This window comes from Stenotrophomonas sp. 01N47 (assembly GCF_056399165.1).
On the sequence record NZ_JBFTQU010000011.1, the window covers coordinates 1 to 20,115 of the forward strand.

A 20,115-nucleotide genomic window follows, 5' to 3' on the forward strand; every position below is an offset into this window, starting at 1 on the left:
GTTGCGGGAGACGCCGTAAACCCATCCTTGGGGGCTTGGCCGCGGCATCCATGCCGCGGACACTCCCGCAACCGGACCCACCCCGCCTTCGACAGTTTCCCGTGGCCTGTCGGAACGGCGTTCTGCTCTGGTAGGTGTCGACCTTGGTCGACACGGAAACAAGAAGGGGTCAGATCCCTTTCCCGGCGGGAAAGGGCTCTGACCCCATCTGTGCATTGCCTGGGTGTCTTACCAGTTCGGGTCTTCGGCCGGGGCGGCGGCGGGCTTGGGCTTGGGCTTGCTGGCCGGGCGCGCTGCGGCGGCCGGGGCGGCCGATGCGGTTGCGCCGGCGGCGGCCTTGGGCTTGCTGCCCAGCTTCTGGCGCAGTTCGATCTGGCCGGGGCGGAAACCACCGCGCATCGCGTCGACGCCCTCTTCCAGGGTGCCGTAGGACGTCTGCGCGGCAACGCGGTCGATGCGGATGGTGCAGCACGGATGCTCGCTGCGGCCGAGCGAACGGCCGGTCTGCGGGTCCTTCAGCTCTTCGCCCAGGCGCACGGCCTGCCAGCGCTGGCCGACCTGCACGGTGTCACCGCCCTGGCTCAGCACCACCTGGTCGCCATCGACGGACACCACCGACACCGGGAACAGCGTGGTGACGATCGTGCTGCCGATCTGCCCGGACAGCGAGTCCATCATCGAGGCGGCCATGCTGCGGCCATTGACCACGCGCGGCAGCGTGCTCGGGCCGGTCGAGGCCAACTGATGGTCGAAGCTGTCGGACATCACCACCTGGCCGGTGGTGGCATTGACCAGGCGCAGGGTGATGCGGCCGCCACCGGAGTACGAGGTCACCTGGCGATCGGACATGCGCAGGTTGCGCACGCTGCGCGGGTACTCGAACCGTTCGATGGTCGGAATCAGGATCAGGTCGGTCGCCAGCTGCTGGCCAACGCGTGCGGTGTCCTGCAGGCGCACGTTGCCACTGTTGATGTGGTCGATCTCGGCCTGCAGTTCGTCGCCGAACTCGCGGTCCAGCACGATGAAGCGCTGGGTCTGGGTAAGCGTGTCGGACAGCCGCGCGCGGATCGCCTGGGCGACCTCGTCGGCGTTCACCCGGCCATCGCCAACGGCATAGCTGCCCGACTTGGTGCGCGGCAGGGCCACCACGATCTTCGGCTTGCCTTCTTCATCCGGTGCGCGGTACTGGGCAATCTGCGCGCGGACACGCACCTTCCAGTAGCTGCGCATGCTGCGCCGGGTGACATCCGAATCGAAGGAGCTGGCACCGCGCTTGGCGTCTACCTTGACCTGCTCTTCGTAGTTTTCCTTGACGCTGGCCGAGGCCGAGCCGCCCTTGGCGGAGGCTTCGCCGGAAGCGCTGGCCGAGGCCGAACCCTTGAAGCTCCAGCCTTCGTCGCTGGCGCGCACGCGGGCGATGGTTTCTTCGTCGAGCTGGCTCACTTCATCCTGCGAGAGGATTTCGTAGCCCAGCACCGCGCCCTGCGAGCCGGCAATCATCTGCTGGGAGAACGCGTCGGCGCGGATATCGCCGACGTGTTCACCGTCCACGTCCACATGCAGGCCTGCGCGCAGGCTCTGCATCTGGCTGGCCACGCGTACGCCGTTGACCTGGGCCACGGCCGACTGCAATGCCGCCAGCACCGCCAGTTCCGGGGTGCTGCCGATACCGTCGGCTTCGCGCGCGACCTGGGTGGTGCCGCCGAAATCCGGCGTGCCACGCAGGGGCGCTTCCTGCACCGGCGCGTTGCTGGCCAGTGCACTGGCAGCCTTGTCCTTGGCCGGAGCGGTTTCTGCCGGTGCATCCTGCTTGCCGCAGGCTGCCAGCAGGGCCGCTGCCAGGCCCAGGCCGATCAATCGAGTCGTCGTACGCATGCGGAGTTGCCTCGTATCAGAGCGAATCCAGCATCGAATCGGCGTTGGACGGCACCTTCACCTTGCTCTTCTTGGCGAAGGTCACAGCCGACTTGGTCGAGCCGTACAGGCCCTTGATGAAGCCCGGCGATTCCTTGGCAACCCAGGCACCGGCGGCCAGCTTGCGGCCAACGGTGGCCATCTGGGTGGCGCCCAGGTTCTTCATGCCGGCCGCAAAGCCGCTGGCTTCGCCGCTCAGCTTCTGTGCTTCGGCAGCCGAGGCCAGCAGCGAGACCAGGCCTTCGGCATAGTGCTGCTTGGATTCAGCGTTCAGTTCCGGCTGTGCGGCCTGGCGCTCGTCGATGGCGGCCTGGGCGGCTTCGCTGACCGACACCGACTTCTTCATCGCATCGACGTTCACCGAACCGGACGACAGCGCCTGGCGCTCGGCTTCCAGCAGCTGCACCTGCTCGGCCAGGCCGAAGGCGCGGGCGAAGGAGGTCTGGGCCTGCAGCGAGTGCGACTGCGAGCTGACGAAACGACGGACCAGCGCTTCCTGCGCGGCTTCGTCCGGAGCGGCAGCGCTGGCGCTGCTGCTGGAGGTGCCGGTGGCGCCGCCAGCCAGGTCCTTCAGCTTGCCGAACTGGGCGTGGGCCGGCATCGACAGGGTGGCGGCCGCGATGGCAACGACGAGAGCGGTATTACGGATCATGGAAGAGTCCTTTGGGAGAGACGGCCGCGATGCGGCACGCAAGAAACGGGAGGCAGAGCGGTGCCGGGCTAACCCGGCACCCACCAACGTCAGCGGACCGCCTTGACGTTCAGCTCGTTGATCATCTGCTGGGCAGCCTTTTCCGCAGCCAGCTGCAGTGCATTGGTACGGGCGACGGTTTCGTTCGGGCCGGTACCGGAGAACTGCACCGGGCCCACCGACGACACGGTGCGCGGGAAGCGACCGGTCACGTCCAGCACCTTGCCGGTGACAGTGACGAACACGCGGGTGTTGCCGCTGGCCGGGTCACGGTCGCGCATGCCGACGTCAAGGGTGCCGACGGCGATGTACGGGATGTTCGCCGCGCGGATGCCGTTGGCGGTATCGCGCAGGGTGGCCGCGGACAGATCGTTGCCAGTGCTGAAGTCCTTGCGGATGCGCTCGATGCTGAGCAGGCCGCGCGACTCGCCTTCCACGTATTCGGCTTCAACCACTTCGTAGCCGGCGGCGCTGAAGGCACCGGTCATGGCCGTGTTGACCTCGGCGGCGTTGGCCACCTTCCAGCTGATGTTGTCGCTGCGGGCGGTGGTGCTGCCGCCGCTGGTGACCGACACCGAGCCGTTCTGGTTGATGCTGCCGTTGGTGCTGACCGAGTTGCCGCGGAAGCTGTCGCCCTCACGGGTGTTCTCGCTGTAGCTGCTGCTGGCGTCGACGCGGCGGTATTCCTTGTCCTGGAACGACTGCACGGTGTCCTGCGAGCGCGCCATGAACAGGAAGGTCAGCAGCGAGCGCTGTGCGGCGGTGGCACCGGCCACGGCCGAACCGGCATCCAGCTTGGTCTGCAGCAGGGTGGTGTTGATTTCGGCGCGGACGGTGACGCTGTAGGTCTTGGCCTTCTTGTCTTCGTTGTCCGACAGCTGCACGGCGCTGAGCACGTAGCGGTCGATTTCACCGAGGAACTCGGCGCGACGCGATTCGAACAGGCGCAGCTTGGCCGCACCGGATTCGGCGATGTACGCCTCCAGTGCATTGGCCTTGGCCTTGTTCAGGGCCTGCGCACGGGTATCGGCACTCAGGCGCAGGCTGTAGCTGGCCGAACCGGTACCGCGCGAGCTGGCAGTCTGCGCGGCGACCGGCGAGGCCACCGCCAGGGCGATGAGGATGAGCAGGATGGTACGCATCAGCGACATGATTTGATCAACTCCTGGAGGGCTTGGGTCTGTTGCTGCAGCGGGCGTCCGCCGGGCTTCTGCTCGTCCAGCCAGGCGCGCGAATCGGCACGCTTGGCGGCGGCGCCGGCGAAGGCATCGAAGCCGGCCAGCAGGGTTTCGTAGCTGGCCGACCACTGGTCGACCTGCCACTGCGTGACCGGCACCACCTTGGTGGCGCCCTTGCGCAGCGGCTGTTCGAAGTACACCTTGCCGGAGAACGGCTCGGTGACCTTGGCGGTGAAGAACGCGCCGAACAGCATCGTCTTCATCGCCGGGGTTTCACTGATGACGCCGTTCTTCAGCGCATCCACCTGCAGGCTGATGACGTAGTCGGCCTCGGGGATCTTCAGCTGGTAGACCTTGCCGTCGGCAAAGCGCGCGGCCATGGCACCGCCGATCGCCTGGCCCGAGGCCGGCGGCAGCAGGCCGACACCGGTATTGGACGACAGCGTCTTGGACAGTTCATGAGCCAGCGTGGCACGCAGCGGACCGGCCCACTTCGGGTCAGGCAGCTTGGCCAGCGTGGCGTCGGACAAGGTCACCGCACCCACCTGCAGGCGACGCGTGGCCGCTTCCGGCAGCTTGGCCTGGGCCAGGGTGGTGGCCAGCACCTGCGACAGGCTGGTATCGGCACCGCCGTACAGCAGATCGGCGACGATCGCGTCGATATCGTCGCTGTCCGGGCGGTACTCCTGCACATCGATGCGCTGCAGGGTAAGCGGATAGGAGGCGATCACCTGGCGCTCGCGGAAATCGAAGAACAGCGCCTGCAGTGCCACTTCCACCAGCACCTTGTACTGGTCACCGATCGGTTCGACCGACACCAGCTCGCGGTCCAGCGCAGCGGCCAGGACCACGGCACTGGTGGTGCCATCGAGCATCGCCACCGGCTGGTCGATCAGTTCCAGGTTGGCCGGCGCGCGGCGCTTGAGCGCCTGTGCCAGGGTCTGGTTGAGCGGAATCAGGCCACGCTTTTCCAGCACGGCATGCGCATGCGGAGTGGTCGCCTGTACGGCGGCGGCGTCAGCGGTATAGGCAAAACCGGCCCAGTAGGCCTGCTGCGATTTGTCTGCGGCCTGGCTGGCCAACGGCCATACGGCCAGGCACAGGGCATAGGCAAGCAGGCGCGCAAAAGCGCGCGGTGCGCTCTTCGTCCTTGAAAACATCCAACCGCTCCTCGGTCACGACACACGAATGCAGGCGCGAACACGCCCGCTGGGCGCGAAACATAGCCGCTCCGGGGCAAACCGACAAGTGCTGACCTTGCCGGCTTCAATTTTCCTGCGGCAGGCCGGCCCGTTGCCGCAGCAGGGTCCGCTCGGCCAGGTTCTGGCTCAGGGCCGCTGCCGTGGCGAATGCGTCACGTGCATCCTGCTCCCGCCCCAGCTGCTGCAGCAGCTCACCGCGTACCACCATCAGCGGCGCGTAGCCCTGCAGGCGTGGCTCGTCCAGCAGCGGCTGCAACAGTGCCCATGCCGCGAACGCACCTTCGCTGCGCGACACAGCCACCACCCGGTTCAATGCCACCACCGGCGACGGCATCACCTGCAGCAGCTGCGCATACAGTGCAGCGATGCGCGCCCAGGCGGTGTCTTCGGCGCGCCGCGCGCTGGCATGGCAGAAGGCGATCCGTGCCTGCAGCACATAGGGGTCATCGCCGCCACCCGCCGACACCGCACGCGTCAGTGCCTGCTGGCCGCGTTCGATCTGCAACCAATCCCAGCGCGCCCGGTTCTGCTGGTCCAGCAGGATCGGCGCGCCCTGTGCATCCACCCGTGCCGCCGCACGCGAGGCCTGCAGTTCCATCAGCGCCAACAGCCCCAGCACCGGCGGTGCCGGCATGCGATGGGCGAGGATGCGCGCCAGCCGCAGCGCCTCAGCGCACAGCGCCGGTCGCATCCAGTCGTCACCCGCACTGGCTGCATAGCCTTCGTTGAACACCAGGTAGATCGCCTCCAGCACCGAGGCCAGTCGTGCCGGCAATGCATCGGCACGGGGCACTTCATAAGGGATCTTCTTCTGCGCCAACGTGCGCTTGGCACGCACGATGCGCTGGGCGATGGTCGGTTCCGGCTGCAGGAACGCGCGGGCGATCTCGGTCGTGGTCAGCCCGCCCAGCAGGCGCAGGCTCAGCGCCACCCGCGCATCGGCAGGCAGCACCGGATGGCAGGCCACGAACATCAGCCGCAGCAGGTCATCGCCGATGTCGTCTTCCAGCGCCTGGCTGTCGTCGGGCGCGGGCAATGCGGCCGGATGCAGTTCCTCCCCCCATTGCGCATGCTGCTGCGCCACCCGACGGTGCTGGCGCAGCACATCGATGGCACGGTTGCGCGCGGTGGTCATCAGCCAGGCTCCAGGATTGTCCGGGATGCCCTGCACCGGCCAACGCTCCAGCGCGGCCAGCCAGGTGTCCTGGGCCAGCTCTTCGGCACGACCGACATCGCCGCCGAGCAGGCGCGCCAGGCGCGCGATCAACACTGGCGATTCCATCCGCCAGAGGGTGTCCAGGCGCTGGCTCAGGGCGGGCTCGTGCATGCGCCGATCACAGCATGCGGGCCCGGCCCGCACAAGCGCCGGCGTTCACGCTTCCACGATCGGCTTGAAGCCGCCCCAGAACATGCGCTTGGTATCGAACGGCATGTCCTTCGGGCCGATATGCGCCAGCCGCGGGTCGGCCATCACCTTCTTGTTGATGCGGTCGCGCGCGGCACGCGTGCGGAACACCACGAAGGCCACGATCACCGTTTCGCCCGGCTTGAGCTTCACCGCCTGCGGGAACGAGGTCGATTTCCCGGGTTGCACGTCATCGGCCACGCATTCCATGTACTGCAGCGCGCCATGGTCCTTCCACACTGCGCCGGCCTGGCGGGCAAGGCGGCGATAGGCCGCCACCTTGTCCTGCGGGCACGGCAATACGTAAGCATCCACGTAAGCCATGGGGATTCTCCCTGCGGCGGCCGCTCAGCCCGGCTCGCCGTCCATGTGTGCGATTTCCCAGAGATGCCCATCCAGGTCCTGGAAGCCGCGCTGGTACATGAAGCCGTAGTCGCGCGCCGGCTGCGGTTCGCTGGCACCGGCGGCCAGCGCCTTGTCCACCATGGCGTCCACCGCCTTGCGGCTGTCGGCCGACAGGCAGGTGATCACCTCGGTCTGCGCATGCGCATCGGCGATGTCCTTGGTGGTGAACTGCTGGAAGAACGGCTTGACCAGCAGCATCACGAAGATGCTCTCGCTGACCACCATGCAGGCGGCATTCTCGTCGGTGAAGGCCGGGTTGAAGCTGTAGCCCAGCGCGGCGAAGAACGCCTTGGCTTTTTCCAGATCCTGCACGGGCAGGTTGACGAAGATCATCTGCGGTTGCGGTGTACTCATCGGTGCGGCTCCCTGCGATGGATGGAGAAAAGGAAAATCAGGGCTGCTTCATGCAGTTGACCATCCACGGCTTGCCGTAGCGGTCGGTCAACATGCCCCAGCGGTGGGCCCAGAAGGTTTCGGCGATCGGCATCTGCACCTGGCCACCCTCGGCCAGCGCCGCGAAAACGCGCTCGGCTTCTTCGATGCTGTCCACGTCGACGTTGATGGTGGTCGAACCACCCTCGCCGCCGCCGGGGCCATCGGCCGCCATCACGATCGCGCTTCCGATCTCCAGCTGGCTGTGGGCCACATGGTCGAGGGTGTCGGCCGGCATTTCATTGCAGCCCGGCGAGCCGTCGGACGGCGGCATGTCGCGGTACTTCATCTCCGACGTGACCTGGCCGCCAAGTGCCTTGGCGTAGAACGCCATTGCGTCGTGGGCCTGGCCGCTGAAGCCGAGGAAGGGAATCAGTTTCATGGGAATGCTCCGTAGGATTGGATGAATGCGCGGCCGTGCTCAGGCACGGTCGAGCTGCTCACGCAGACGCTGTTCCTGCTGATGTAATTCAGGGGTGAAGGCTTCGCCGAAGTCTTCGGCCGAGATCAGCGGGCGCAGTTCGAGGGCACCGCCGGCGCCGAAGGGCGCTCGGCTGGCCCATTCGGTGGCCTCGTCCAGCGAGCGCACCTCCCACAGCCAGAACCCGGCGATCTGCTCGCCGGCCGGGCCGAACGGGCCGCTCTCGACCTGCGGCGCGCCGCTGCCGAAATGAATGCGGCGGCCACGCTGGGTGGCGTGCAGGCCTTCCCCGGCGAGCATGATGCCGGCGGCCACCAGTTGTTCGTTGTAGGCGCCCATGGTGGCCAGTTCCTGCTCGCTGGGCATGCGCCCGGCTTCGGAATCGGCGTTGGCTTTGACGATCACCATCACTTTCATTGCGGTCTCCGCTGGGCTGCGGGTGCGTGCCCTTCCCTCTTACAACGAACCAGGGGCGCGAGGATCGACACCGTCGTGCTAATTATTTTTCCTGCGGAGAGCGCGCCTTCGGCGGGGATCAGCGAACGGCGGGGCCCCTCCGTGGTGGGGTTGGTTGGTCGTGAAGAGCTGCATCTCTGCGGGTTGGCCGGGCGGGTGGGCTGCGCAGGGGACGCCGTGAATACGTCCCTGTAGGCTCGGGCGCGCCATCCATGGCGCTTACGCCCCTGCGCAACCCACCCGCCCGGCCACGGACAGATTCCTGCCTCCGATTCACCACGGGAAGATCAGAAAAAAGGCAAAAGCAACAGCAAAGGCGGTTGGCTGGCGGCCTCGGCTTTGCGAGCGAAGCGACCCGCTTTTGCCTTTGTTTGTGATTTTCCGTGGTGGATGCCGCAGGAAACTGTCCAGGGCCGGGTGGGTAGGCGGGGCGGGGGTGTCCGCGGCATGGATGCCGCGGCCAAGCCCCCAGGGATGGGTTCACGGCGTCCCCCGACCCGCCTACCCACCCGGCCAATCCCATGGCTCATGCTTGTGCTTGTGCTTCCACCACGGAGGGGCCCCGCCGTTCGCCGATCCCCGCCGAAGGCGCGCTTCCCGCTCTGCCTTTCGCAGTGCAGCATGCCCCCGCGCAAACCTGCGCGATCATGGTCCCCCGCCCCCGCCAGGACTCCGCCATGCAGCAGTACCTGCTTCTGATCTACATCGACCCATCACTGCTGCGCACACTGCCCATCGACGACTTCAATACGTTGATGCGCGACTGCCTCGCCCATGCCGATAAACTGCAGGCCGAAGGCACGTTGCTGGCCGCGCAGAAACTGCAGCCGATCGAATCGGCGCAGACCCTGCGCGTGCGCGATGGCCACAGCCGGGTGCTCGATGGCCCCTTCGCCGAAACCCGCGAACTGCTGGCCGGCTTCAACCTGATCGTCGCCCGTGACCGCGATGAGGCCATGCGTATCGCCCAGGGCTTCCCGTGGGCCCGCTTCGGCAGCATCGAGGTGCGGCCGCTGGAAGACATGGACGCCGAGCGCGAACGCTGCGGCGCCCCGGCCGCGGCTATGGCAGCAGCCGTACCCTGATGTCGCGCGGGCCCACGCCTTCGTTGCCGCTGTAGTCGCGCGCACTGGCACGCACGATGTACTCGCCCGGCGGCAACGCCGCCGGCTGCCAGCGACCGGTTTCCATCAGCCCATCGCGCACGGTGTTGGTCACCAGATAACGGAAGCGGGTGACCGCGCTGCCATGCACGGTGATGCCGCTGTCGGGTGCGTAAGCCACTTTCACCGCCTGCTTCTGCGGTGGCATGCGGTTGAAGACGATGTTCCAGCGCGGCTGCTCGTAGCCCTGCAGTGGCTGCCCGGCGGCATCGAGGATCTGGTAACCCACCTGGTACGGCCCCAGCCGGCGACGCGGCAGGTTGTTGTCCACCTGATCCCAGGCCTCCACCACGATCTGCACGCCGCGTCCCTGCCGGGCCAGCATCACCACGCCATCGCTGCCGGCGGCCAGTGGCTGGTCGTTGTCGTCCAGCAGCGCCACATCGGTGATGCGCGGCGCGAAGTGGTCAGCATAGTTCTTGAACCCCAACGCCACCGCATTGGTCTCGAAACCGCCATTGCCCACGGCCAGGTGCACATGCGCCTGGTTGTTGATGCTGCCCAGGCGGTCGCCCACGTGGATGCGCGTACCGCGGCGCACGCGGATCCGCTCCAGCGTGCCGTCTTCGGCGTACAGCGGCTGCCAGCGCGCGTCGAACGGTTCGCCGCGTGGCGTACGACCGACGCGCATGTGGATGTACTTCAACCGGTCCACGGCCAGGCCTTCGGCCTGTCCGCCCAGGCTCCAGGCGGCAATCGGGCTGCTGATCTTGCCCTCGGCGATCGCCAGCACGGTCTGGCCGACATCGCCGCGCACGTCGAAGCCACCGTGCAGGTGGTGGCGGCTCTCGCCCTGGAAGGTGCCGCGCACCTCGCCGAGCGTGCCGACCACTTCGTGCCAGCCATCCTGCGGCGCCAGTGGCCAGCGCCCGCCACTGTCCGGCAGCGCCGCATCGGAGGCCGGGCCCACCAGCGCCGGTGCGGGCAGTTCACCCACCGGCAACGGGCGCAGGCGATGCAGCCGATAAGCCGCGGAGTCGGCCACCAGCAGGGCGCCGTCGGCCTCCACCGCCAGACCACTGGGACGCGCCAGGCGCGGCAGGCGGTCATTGCCCAGCAGTGCCAGCTGATGGCCCTGCGGGGTCACCTGCACGATGCGCCCGTCCAGGTCACCCACATACAGCACACCGTCGTGTGTAGTGGCCAGTGACAGCGGTCCATTGATGACCTCACCCTTGCCGACCGCGGTGCTGACCGTGCCATCGGTGCCGACGCGGCGGATCGCGTTGTTGAACAGGTCGGCCACCAGCAATGCACCGTGCGCATCGAAGGCGAGCGCCACCGGCGTGTCGAAGCGGGCGTCAATACCGGGCGCATCGGCGAAGCCCGGGCGGTCGCCGCCGGCCAGCGTACGCACGTTGCCATCGGTACCGATCACGCGGATGCGGTCATTCCAGGTATCGGCCACATAGACCTGCCCCTGCGCATCCACGGCGATGCCCATCGGTCCATCGAAACGCGCCTGTGCAGCGGGACCATCGGCGAAGCCCTGCTGGCCACCGGCCAGCGTCGTCACCCGTCCATCGGTGCTGATGCGCCGGATCGCATGATTGCCGGTGTCGGCCACATACAGATTGCCCTGCGCATCGGCAGCAATGCCCGAAGGGGTGTTGAAACTTGCCTGCAGGGCAGGCCCATCAACACGTCCCTCGCCCTGCCCCGCTACCGTTTCGATACGGCCATCGGGCAGGCGGCGGCGGATGCGGTTGTTGTCACCGGCATCGGTGAAATAGACGCTGCCATCGGCACTGCCGAGCAGCGCGTAGGGGTCGGCGAAGCGTGCCTGTGCCGAGGCGCCATCGCGATCACCCGGATGACCGTCGCCGGCCAGCAGCTCGATCTGTGCGGTCCACGCCAGCGGCGTCGGTACGGGGCCAGCCGGCACCTGCGGGCCGGAGGCGGGGATTTCCCACCAGGTTGCCGCCAGGGCCACCGCTGTTGCCACCACCACCGCACCCACCGCCATCCCTTGCCACCGCGCCATCGTCCCGTTTGCCTGTGCTTGCATGAAGAGGCACGAACGATAATCGCTGCGCCCGTGCAGCGCCATGGCCGATGGTCAGGGCCGATGGTCACGGCAATCTCGCGGCGCTTGTCCTGCGCTGCCACAGCGGGTTCAATGTCCGCTCCATGGACGGAGGTCCACCATGCTCCGCTGTACTCCACTCTTCGCGCTGCTGTTTGCCGCACTGACCAGCGCAACCGCCTCGGCAAACGTGCCGCGGACACCCGCTTCCACCTCGCAGCCCCCGCACGATGCGGCGATGGATGCTGCGCATGCCGCGTACGCGCAGCAATGGGATACGGCCATCGAACAGTCCCGCAGTGGCAATACGCTGGCCGCGTTGATCGCCATGCAACGGTTGATGGACAGCCCGCTGCTGGCCGACTTCGATGCCGAACGCCGCGGCCGCGCCGCGCAGTTTGCCGGCTGGACGGCAGCCATGCAGAAGCAACCCGCGCTGGCACGGCGCTATCTGCAGCAGGCGCTGCAGGCGTTGCCGGGCGATGCAAGCATCCTGACCACGCTGGTGTCGCTGGATCTCAACGATGACCAACCCGCAGCGGCGGTCGAGCATCTGACACAGGCGCTGGCACGTGCCGACAGCCCGCTGGCGATCGACCACCACACCATCAGCTACCTGCAGTACCACCTGCGCGAGCAGCCCACGCAGCGCATGGCGCTGCTGCAGGCGCTGTTCGACAACGCATGGAAGAGCGGCGGCAGCGAACCCACCGGGCTGTGGCTGGAGTTGGCCACGCTGCAGGCCGACAACGGGCGCGGCGATGCCATCCCGACCACACTGGCCCGCATCGACACCCCAGCCGAACTGATCCGCTTGCGCAGCGACAAGCGCTTTGATCGCTATGTGGACCGTGCCGATGCACGCTTCGATCCGGTCAAGGCCGCGCAGGCCCATCTGGACACGCTGCGTGTATCCGGCCTGCTGGATCGCGTCCTGGATGCACGCATGGTGGATTTCAGCAGCACGCTGCTGATGCTGGACCGCAACGAGGAAGTCCTGGCGCTGACCGATACGCTGGCCGAGGCCGCCGCAGAAGGGCAATCGCCCCCCGCCGCAGAAGCGGAATGGCTGGCGTGGCTGCTCAACAGCCGCATCGCCGCGCTGCGCCGCTTGGGCCGTACTGATGAGGCGCTGGCGACAGCGAAGCTGGCAGCCCGCATCGGCGCACTCGGGCCGGATGGCCTGGAGCACCAGATGAACGTGTCCTTCGTGCTCGGCTCACTCGGCAAGACGCAGGAAGCAGAGGCCGCGATGGACACATTGACCGGCCTCAGCAGCTATGGCCAGGCCGCACAGGCCTTGGTCCATTTCGCCGCTGCCCGCCAGCGCGGTGATGCCGCCGCTGCCGCCGCAGCACGTGCGGTCATCGTCGACCAGCGCCAGGACGCGCGCCTGTTCCATCGCGAGATGCTGCTGGAAGAAGGTGATCTGGATGGGGCCGCAGCCGTGCTGATCGAGCAGTTGCGCTCGCCGCTGGAGCGCAGCGATGCGCTGGCCAGCCTGCAGGACATGCGCGTGTATCCCTCGTTGCCGGGCGATGTACGCATCGATGCCGCGTGGCGCGAGCTCAAGCAGCGTGCCGACGTGCAGGCCGAAGTCTCGCGCGTCGGTCGCATCGAGCGCTACGACCTGGTGGGCAGCGCCACATCGCGCTGAGCACCGGCTACTTCGCCGGCACTTCGATGCGGATGCCCATCGCCTCGCGATAGCGGGTGTACAGGGCCATCACCTTGTCCACGTAGGCCAGGGTTTCGGCATACGGTGGCACGCCCTTGTAGCGCGCCACCGCACCGATGCCGGCGTTGTAGGCGGCCGCTGCCAGCGGGCGGTCGCCGTTGTAACGACGCAGCAGGGCACGCATGTAGCGCGCGCCGCCATCGATGGACTGCTGCGGCGAGAACGGGTCGCGCACGCCGTATTCCAGCGCGGTGTCCGGCATCAGCTGCATCACGCCCTGCGCGCCCTTGCTGGACACCGCCAGCGCGTCGAAATTGCTTTCGGCGTGGGCGATCGCCCGCAGCCAGGCATCGTCCACGCCGGTGGCCTTGGCCGCCGCCTTGAACTGCTTTGCGTGCTGGGCCAGCTGGGGCTTGCCGACCTTGCCCAGGCCTTCATGCGCCGGTTCGCCCGGTGGCGTGGCCACGGTGAACTTCAGGAACACCCGCGAACCGGGCAGGTTGCGGGTGGAGTAGACCAGCACGCCGTCCTGTTCGCGCTCGTACAGCACGCCACTGAACACGCCCATGTTGCCCCACAGGTTGGGGGTCTGCACGGCGCTGTCGTCGATCTCCTTCGGCGTGCAGCGCGAGCCGGGCTCCGGTGCGGTGGCCAGGCTGACGGTGTTGCCCTGCACGCAGCGGTAGACCGTGCGCGCAGCGGCCAGCCTTGGCCACAGGCCAGACAGCAGCAACAGCGCGACGAGGGCGGGACGGAGGGACATGGCGGCCGGATGATCCGGCGGCGGCCGCTAACACTGAGTGAATGGGGGTTTGGCCGGGCGGCGCCCGGCACCCGCAGACGCCACTGCAACGGCCGAAGCAACAGCAACTGCGGCATTCGGTGGGATGGCGGGGTGGGTCCGGTGGCGGGGGACGCCGTAAATCCGTCCCTGGAGGCTTGGGCGCGCCATCCATGGCGCTTACACCCCCGCCACCGGACCCACCCCGCCTTCGACAATTCCCCGCGACCTGGGAACGGTGTTCTGTGCTGCTGTTGGTGGGTGTCGACCTTGCGGCTGTTGGTGGGTGTCGACCTTGGTCGACACATGGATCCACGCCATGCGTGGATGGGACTGACCGAGGCCGTGAGATCTGTTGGCGAGGGTCTTCCCCGACTACCGCGCCATCTTCCGCCGCAGCCAATAACCGGCGCCCAGCAGCACGAACCACGCCGGGCTGGCCATCAGGGCCTGGCGGGTGTCGGCCTGCAGGCTCAGCAGCACCAATACCGCGGCAAAGAAGACCAGGCAGGCCCAGCACATCAGCACACCGCCGGGCATCTTGAAGATCGATGCGGCGTGGCGCTCGGGGTAGCGGCGGCGGTAGACCATGTAGGCCACCAGGATCAGCGACCAGACGAAGATGAACAACACCGTCGCCAGGGTCGTCACCAGGGTGAAGGCGGTCACCAGGTTGGGGATCAGGTAGATCAGCAGGGTGCCGCCCAGCAGGCACAGGCAGGAGAACAGCAGGCCCCGTGCCGGCACTGCAGCGCGCGAGAGCTTGGACAGGCCACGCGGTGCATGGCCTTCCTCGGCCAGGCCATACAGCATGCGGCTGGTGGAGAAGATGCCGCTGTTGGCCGAGGACGTGGCCGAGGTCAGCACCACGAAGTTGATCAGGCTGGCGGCGGCGGGAATGCCGGCCAGCACGAACAGCTGCACGAACGGGCTCTTGTCCGGCACCACCTGGCGCCACGGGGTCACCGCCATGATCGCGATCAGCGCCAGCACGTAGAAGATGATGATGCGCACGGGGATCGAGTTGATCGCCTTGGGCAGGTTGCGCTCGGGGTCAGCCGTTTCCGCAGCGGTGGTGCCCACCAGCTCGATGCCGACGAAGGCGAACACCGCGATCTGGAAACCGGCGAAGAAACCCACCAGGCCCATCGGGAACATGCCGCCGTCATTCCACAGGTTCGACAGCGCTGCGGTATGCCCGCTGGGCGAGGTGAAGCCCCAGGCCACCAGTCCGGCGCCGGTGATGATCAGCGCGCAGATTGCCACGATCTTGATCAGCGCGAACCAGAATTCCATTTCGCCGAACAGCTTCACCGTCACCAGGTTCAACGACAACAGCAGCATCACGCAGGCCAGCGCTGGTTTCCACGCTTCCAGTCCCGGGAACCAGAACTGCGCATAGGCGGCGATGGCGATCACGTCGGCGATGGCGGTGACGATCCAGCAGAACCAGTACGTCCATCCGCAGAAGAACCCGGCCCACGGCCCGAGCAGGTCGGTGGAGAAATCGATGAAGGATTTGTACTGCAGGTTGGACAGCAGCAGCTCGCCCATCGCCCGCATCACGAAGAACAGCATCGCGCCGATGATCAGGTAGACGAACACGATGGAGGGGCCGGCCAGGCTGATGGTCTTGCCCGAGCCCATGAACAGGCCGGTGCCGATGGCACCGCCGATGGCGATCAGTTGCAGGTGGCGGTTGGACAGGCTGCGGCGCAGGTGCTCGGGGGGCGTGGCGGGCTCGGTCATGGGCGCGGGAAGGGGCGGGTGAAGCGTTCGACGTTAGTCCTCCCGCTGCCACAACGCCAGCGCCGGACGGCCCAGGGCCGTCAGCAAGTGTCACTTTCACCACAATGTGACCCGTTACCGCCTTTGTCCCATTCCGCCCAGCCCTGCGCCGTGTTCATATACCGCCATCGTCCAAGGACCGGCCCCGCCCATGTGCCCAACCCTGCACACCTCTCTGGAGCCCCGGTCATGAGCCGACTGCGGGTCATCATCGGCGGCACCATCCTGGCCGTGCTGGCCGCTGCAGTGCCGATCGCGGTCATGGTCTATGCCACCTGGGACCGTGCCGTAAGCGTAGAGCAACAGCGACTGCATGCCATCGCCGAGCGCACCCTGCGTCGTACCGAAGTGTCCTACCAGGAAGCGCTGGCGGCATTGAAGTCCGCCGAGGCCACGGTGCTGCCGGCCTGCGGGGCCGAACACATCCAGCGCATGCAGACCCTGGTGATGACCACGCCGTCGTCCGACCAGATGGGCTACTTCGAGGGCGGCAAGCTGCGCTGCACGTCGTGGGGGGTGTTCCAGCGGGATGTGGACCAGCCCACGCCGGACCACGTCACCAGCGATGGCGTCGGCATCACCGTGGACGTGCGCCCCGAGGCGTCCGGCCGGCGGCCGATGCTGTCCATGATGTATGGGTCCTACGACGTGCTGGTCGACCCTCGACGCTTCGTCGACGTCATCGTCGATCCGGACGTGCGGCTGGCCCTGGCAAGTCCGGATGGAAGGCTGCTGACCCAGCAGGACGGCATGGACCCGGCCCTGTTGCAGCAACTGCTGCGTGAGCCCGGCGAGGGCCTGGACCGCGACACCCTGTATGCCAGCGCCCGCAGCGGCGAATGGCTGGCGATCGCCACGGCCCCGCGCACCGCGCTGGCGGCCACGTTCCGGCAGCAGGCGTGGCTGTTCGTGCCCTTGGGCCTGCTGATGGCCGCCGCCGGTGCCGGCCTGGTGATCTGGCTGTCGCGGCGACGGCTGTCGATGCGCGGCGAACTGGGCATCGCCATCCGCCGCCGCGAACTCTACCTGCACTACCAACCGATCATCGAACTGGATACCGGCATCTGCGTCGGCGCCGAGGCGCTGGTGCGCTGGCAGCGACCCGATGGTACGCAGGTGCGTCCGGATCTGTTCATTCCCTTGGCCGAAGAAGCCGGGATGATCGCCGCCATCACCGATCTGGTGATCGAGAACGTGGTTGCCGACATGCGCGAACTGCTGGCCGAGGATCGAAGCGCACACATCGCGATCAACCTGGCGGCCGAGGACATCAGCAGCGGGCGGGCGCTGAAGGTGATCTCCCAGCGCATGGCCGGCAGCGGCATCCTGCCGCAGCAGATCTGGCTGGAGGCCACCGAACATGGCTTCCTCGATATCGACCGTGCCCGCACCATGCTGGCCGCGGCGCGACGCGCGGGCCACAGCGTGGCCATTGACGATTTCGGCGTCGGCTATTCCAGCCTGCAGTACCTGCAGCAGCTGCCGTTGGATGCACTGAAGATCGACAAATCCTTCGTCGATGCGATCGGCACCGAGAGCGCGACCAGCCCGGTCACGCCGCACATCATCGGCATGGCCCGGGAGCTGGGCCTGTGGCTGGTGGCCGAAGGCGTGGAAACCGAAGCACAGCTGGCCTACCTGCACAGCCAGCACGTGCAGTTCGGCCAAGGCTGGTTGTTCTCGCGGCCGTTGCCGCGCGATGAGTTCATCGCCTTCCATCGCAAACGCCAGCAGCAGTACGGCGCGGCGCGGGAGCACATGCAGAATCCGCGCAGCGTGCCGTTCGAGCGCGAGCAGGCGGGGGAGTAGCCGGCGAACGGCGCAGCCCCTCGTGGTGGGTCGCTAAGAGCGGTTCGTGGGCTGGCCGGGACAGATCTCTGCGGCGTTCCACCACGTAAATAGAGAAGAGAAAAGCAACAGCGGGTCGCTGCGCTCGCGCGCGCTGTTGAGCTTCCGCTGGGGTAGTGCCGGCCGCTGGCCGGCAACCCCGTCATCCTTGATCGACGCCTACGCCCAGGCCTTGGGCCGCGCCCAGACCCACAGGCCACACACCACCAGCAGCAGCAACGGCAGCCAAGCCAGGTGCTGGGCGCCGCTGGCCTGCAGCATCAGGCCGCCGCCGACGCCGCCGGCGGCGATGGCCAGGTTCCAGCCGGTCACCAGCATCGACTGCGCCAGGTCGGCGGCGGCACCGGCGCGGCGGGCCAGTGCGGTCTGGAACAGGGTGGGTACCGCACCGAACGCGACGCCCCATAGGATCGTCACCAACAGCAGCACGCCCGGCACACCTGGCCACAGCAGCAGCGAAACCACCGCCATCACGAAGCCGATCACGCTGGCCCACACCAGCGCGCGCAGGTGGCGGTCCACGCCCCAGCCGGCGATGGCGATGCCCACGATCGCGGCGATGCCGAATGCCAGCAGCAGCCGGTCCAGCCACGCCCCGGCGCCGGCCTGCACTGCCAACGGCTCGATGTAGGTGTACAGCACGTTGTGCGCCAGCACGTACAGCACCATCACCAGCAGCGTGCTGCGGATACCGGGCATGCGCCAGACCGAACCCAGCGACATGCGCCGGCCTGCGCCGGCCGCCGGCAATGCGGGCAGCGCCCAGCGCGCGTAGCCGAGCAGCAGCACCGCCAGCACGCTCATCAACGCGAACGCCCAGCGCCACCCAATCTGCTGACCCAGCAAGGTGCCAGCCGGCACCCCCAGCGACAACGCCAGCGGCGAGCCGATCATCGCCACCGCGATCGCCCTGCCCTGCAGTTCCGGCACCACCATGCGCGCGGCATAGCCGGCCACCAGCGACCACAGCAGGCCCGCGCCCACACCTGCCAGGAAGCGGGCCACCAGGGTCAGTACGTAGTCGTGGCTGAGCGCGGTCACGGTGTTGACCACCATGAAGCCGGCAATCGCCGCCAGCAGCAGCGGACGACGCGGCAGGCGCTGGGTCAGCGCGGTCATCGGCAACGCAGCCAGGACCGAGCCCAGTGCATACACACTGACCAGTTGTCCTGCCGCCGCGTCGCTGACACCGAGACTCTCGCCCATCGGCCGCAGCACGCCGGCCGGCAGCGTTTCGGTCAGCAGGGTGATGAAGCCACCACCGGCCAAGGCCAGCAGGCCACGCCACGGCAGGCGCGTTGCTTCACCCGCCGGTGCCGCTGCATCGATCGCATGCCCGCTCATCGCACCGTCTCCAGGTCGGCGTACACCGCATCGCGCAGTTCATCGACAAACGCGCCATGCATGCCTTCGTACAGCGTGTTGGTCAGCGCGACCACGCTCAGGCCACGCGCCGGGTCCACGAACCAGCTGTGGCCGTAAGCACCGCCCCAACGCCATGTCCCTGCGGTCTGCGGTGTGCCGCTGGCCGCGGCATCACGCAGCACCGCAAAGCCGAGGCCGAAGCCCCAACCCGGCGGATCAACCGGTCCCAGCTCGCCGACCTGCGGGGTTCCCATCTGAGCCGCCAGCCGTTCCGGCAGCAGCTGCGAGGCGCGCACATCGCGCAACGCTTCCAGCACGGCCATCACCTCGTCAGCGGTGCCCACCAGACCTGCGCCGGCCGACGGATAACGGTGCGGATCGGTCGCCCGCGCCAGGCTGTACTCGATGCCCACCGAGCCCTCGAACGCTGCCACCACCTCGCCCTCCTGCAAGCGATGCGGCTGCGGCACGTCACTGACATACGGCGTCGCCAGGCGACTGCCCTCGCCGGTGGCGAACGCGGTACTGCGCAGGCCCAGCGGCTGCGCCAGCAGCCGGTCGAACAACATCTGCAACGCCTCGCCACTGGCCGCTTCAGCCACTGCGCCCGCTACATCCACGCCCAACGAGTACAGCCACTGGCTGCCCGGCGCGAACAGCAGTGGCGCCTGCGCGATGCGTTGCACGTTCTGCTGCAGCGTCACTGCGCTCGCGTCCATGCCATCGCTCACGCCCGCCTGCGCGTAAGAGCCCTCAGCATCGGCTTCCAGAAAGCGGTAGCCCAGTCCACTGCTGTGGCTGAGCAACTGGCGCAGGCTGATCGGTGGCTGGCTGCCATCAGCCAGTGCCGGGCGAAACGCCGGCAACCAGCGCTGCACCGGCGTATCCAGATCGAGCACACCCTCTGCCACCAGGCGCAGGATCACCGTGGTCAGCAGCGGTTTGCTCACCGAAGCCAGCCGGAACAGGTGGTCGCGGCGCATCGGTGTATTCGATTCACGGTCGGCCAGGCCACTGGCGCTGGCATGGCGAAGCACGCCGTGTTCGCGCACCAGTACCACCGCACCGACCAGGCGATGCGGATGCACGGCCTGCAGCAGCGCGCTCACCGCGGGCAGGGCCGGTGCAGTATCAACAGAGAGGGCGAGTGTCATCGGGTGATCCGTGGGGAGAGGCCCGCCACGGTAGGCAGCTTCGGCGCCCGCAAAAAGCGGGGCCGGGCTCCGCGCATCATGGACCTCTTGGTCCGCAATCGGCATGATGCCCGGAACCACTGGGCCGCAACGACCCGTCGAGCGCCCGCACCGCACTGTTGCACCGGCTGCGTCACCAGGCCTGCCGACCGCCGCCTACCCTGCCCTC

General features: G+C 67.7%; 17 protein-coding genes. 3 read left to right on the plus strand and 14 right to left on the minus strand.

Going from position 1 to position 20,115, the window contains the following annotated elements:
• Positions 1–228 precede the first annotated feature (228 nt).
• From AC1DKR_RS18315 to AC1DKR_RS18355, 9 genes are all read right to left on the minus strand, one after another.
• The gene (locus AC1DKR_RS18315) at positions 229–1,875 is read right to left on the minus strand and encodes a CsgG/HfaB family protein (RefSeq protein WP_025878388.1); all 1,647 of its coding nucleotides are present in this window, start codon (positions 1,873–1,875) and stop codon (positions 229–231) included.
• Positions 1,876–1,891: 16 nt separating this feature from the next.
• A complete protein-coding gene (locus AC1DKR_RS18320) occupies positions 1,892–2,566 on the minus strand; it encodes a hypothetical protein (protein ID WP_032977073.1) in 675 nt (224 codons plus the stop codon).
• A gap of 89 nt (positions 2,567–2,655) precedes the next feature.
• Positions 2,656–3,756 carry a hypothetical protein gene (locus AC1DKR_RS18325; RefSeq protein ID WP_025878386.1) on the minus strand — a complete coding sequence of 367 codons (1,101 nt, stop codon included), beginning with the start codon at positions 3,754–3,756 and terminating at the stop codon, positions 2,656–2,658.
• Entirely contained in the window at positions 3,747–4,943 is a 1,197-nt protein-coding gene (locus tag AC1DKR_RS18330; protein ID WP_025878385.1) for a hypothetical protein, read from the minus strand. The genes AC1DKR_RS18325 and AC1DKR_RS18330 overlap by 10 nt, the downstream gene beginning before the upstream one ends.
• 106 nt (positions 4,944–5,049) lie before the next feature.
• On the minus strand, positions 5,050–6,312 hold the full coding sequence (locus AC1DKR_RS18335; RefSeq protein ID WP_478034285.1) for an RNA polymerase sigma factor: 1,263 nt from the start codon (positions 6,310–6,312) through the stop codon (positions 5,050–5,052).
• A 45-nt stretch (positions 6,313–6,357) separates the two neighbouring features.
• Complete coding sequence (locus tag AC1DKR_RS18340; protein WP_025878383.1) at positions 6,358–6,714, minus strand: DUF1428 domain-containing protein; 357 nt, start codon at positions 6,712–6,714, stop codon at positions 6,358–6,360.
• A 24-nt stretch (positions 6,715–6,738) separates the two neighbouring features.
• Complete coding sequence (locus AC1DKR_RS18345) at positions 6,739–7,149, minus strand: VOC family protein (RefSeq protein WP_442244733.1); 411 nt, start codon at positions 7,147–7,149, stop codon at positions 6,739–6,741.
• 37 nt (positions 7,150–7,186) lie between these two features.
• Positions 7,187–7,609 (minus strand): VOC family protein, encoded by a 423-nt coding sequence (locus AC1DKR_RS18350; protein ID WP_033830236.1) that lies wholly within the window; start codon positions 7,607–7,609, stop codon positions 7,187–7,189.
• A gap of 39 nt (positions 7,610–7,648) precedes the next feature.
• Complete coding sequence (locus AC1DKR_RS18355) at positions 7,649–8,065, minus strand: YciI family protein (RefSeq protein ID WP_478034290.1); 417 nt, start codon at positions 8,063–8,065, stop codon at positions 7,649–7,651.
• 716 nt (positions 8,066–8,781) lie between these two features.
• On the opposite strand from AC1DKR_RS18355, the gene AC1DKR_RS18360 reads away from it, so the two are divergent.
• Complete coding sequence (locus AC1DKR_RS18360) at positions 8,782–9,189, plus strand: YciI family protein (protein WP_049464203.1); 408 nt, start codon at positions 8,782–8,784, stop codon at positions 9,187–9,189.
• Here the strand turns inward: AC1DKR_RS18360 and AC1DKR_RS18365 are convergent.
• Positions 9,167–11,251: a gluconolaconase gene (locus AC1DKR_RS18365; protein ID WP_478034293.1), complete on the minus strand. Its 2,085-nt coding sequence runs from the start codon at positions 11,249–11,251 to the stop codon at positions 9,167–9,169. The two genes, AC1DKR_RS18360 and AC1DKR_RS18365, sit on opposite strands and share 23 nt — an antisense overlap.
• Positions 11,252–11,414: 163 nt before the next feature.
• Between AC1DKR_RS18365 and AC1DKR_RS18370 the strand changes: the two genes are divergently transcribed.
• Positions 11,415–12,950, plus strand: a complete 1,536-nt coding sequence (locus tag AC1DKR_RS18370) for a hypothetical protein (protein ID WP_478034297.1) — start codon at positions 11,415–11,417, stop codon at positions 12,948–12,950.
• Positions 12,951–12,957: 7 nt separating this feature from the next.
• Here the strand turns inward: AC1DKR_RS18370 and AC1DKR_RS18375 are convergent, their stop codons facing one another.
• Positions 12,958–13,734: a lytic transglycosylase domain-containing protein gene (locus AC1DKR_RS18375; protein ID WP_478034300.1), complete on the minus strand. Its 777-nt coding sequence runs from the start codon at positions 13,732–13,734 to the stop codon at positions 12,958–12,960.
• A gap of 393 nt (positions 13,735–14,127) precedes the next feature.
• Positions 14,128–15,501 (minus strand): D-serine/D-alanine/glycine transporter, encoded by a 1,374-nt coding sequence (gene cycA, locus AC1DKR_RS18380; protein ID WP_033830231.1) that lies wholly within the window; start codon positions 15,499–15,501, stop codon positions 14,128–14,130.
• Between the two features lie 228 nt (positions 15,502–15,729).
• Between cycA and AC1DKR_RS18385 the strand changes: the two genes are divergently transcribed.
• Complete coding sequence (locus AC1DKR_RS18385) at positions 15,730–17,349, plus strand: EAL domain-containing protein (RefSeq protein WP_478034302.1); 1,620 nt, start codon at positions 15,730–15,732, stop codon at positions 17,347–17,349.
• Between the two features lie 198 nt (positions 17,350–17,547).
• On the opposite strand, the gene AC1DKR_RS18390 is transcribed toward AC1DKR_RS18385, so the two are convergent.
• Together AC1DKR_RS18390 and AC1DKR_RS18395 are read right to left on the minus strand one after the other, a co-directional pair.
• Positions 17,548–18,732 carry an MFS transporter gene (locus AC1DKR_RS18390; RefSeq protein WP_394198141.1) on the minus strand — a complete coding sequence of 395 codons (1,185 nt, stop codon included), beginning with the start codon at positions 18,730–18,732 and terminating at the stop codon, positions 17,548–17,550.
• The gene (locus tag AC1DKR_RS18395; protein ID WP_478034305.1) at positions 18,729–19,907 is read right to left on the minus strand and encodes a serine hydrolase domain-containing protein; all 1,179 of its coding nucleotides are present in this window, start codon (positions 19,905–19,907) and stop codon (positions 18,729–18,731) included. Before AC1DKR_RS18395 ends, AC1DKR_RS18390 begins: the two co-directional genes overlap by 4 nt.
• Between the last annotated feature and the right edge of the window lie 208 nt (positions 19,908–20,115).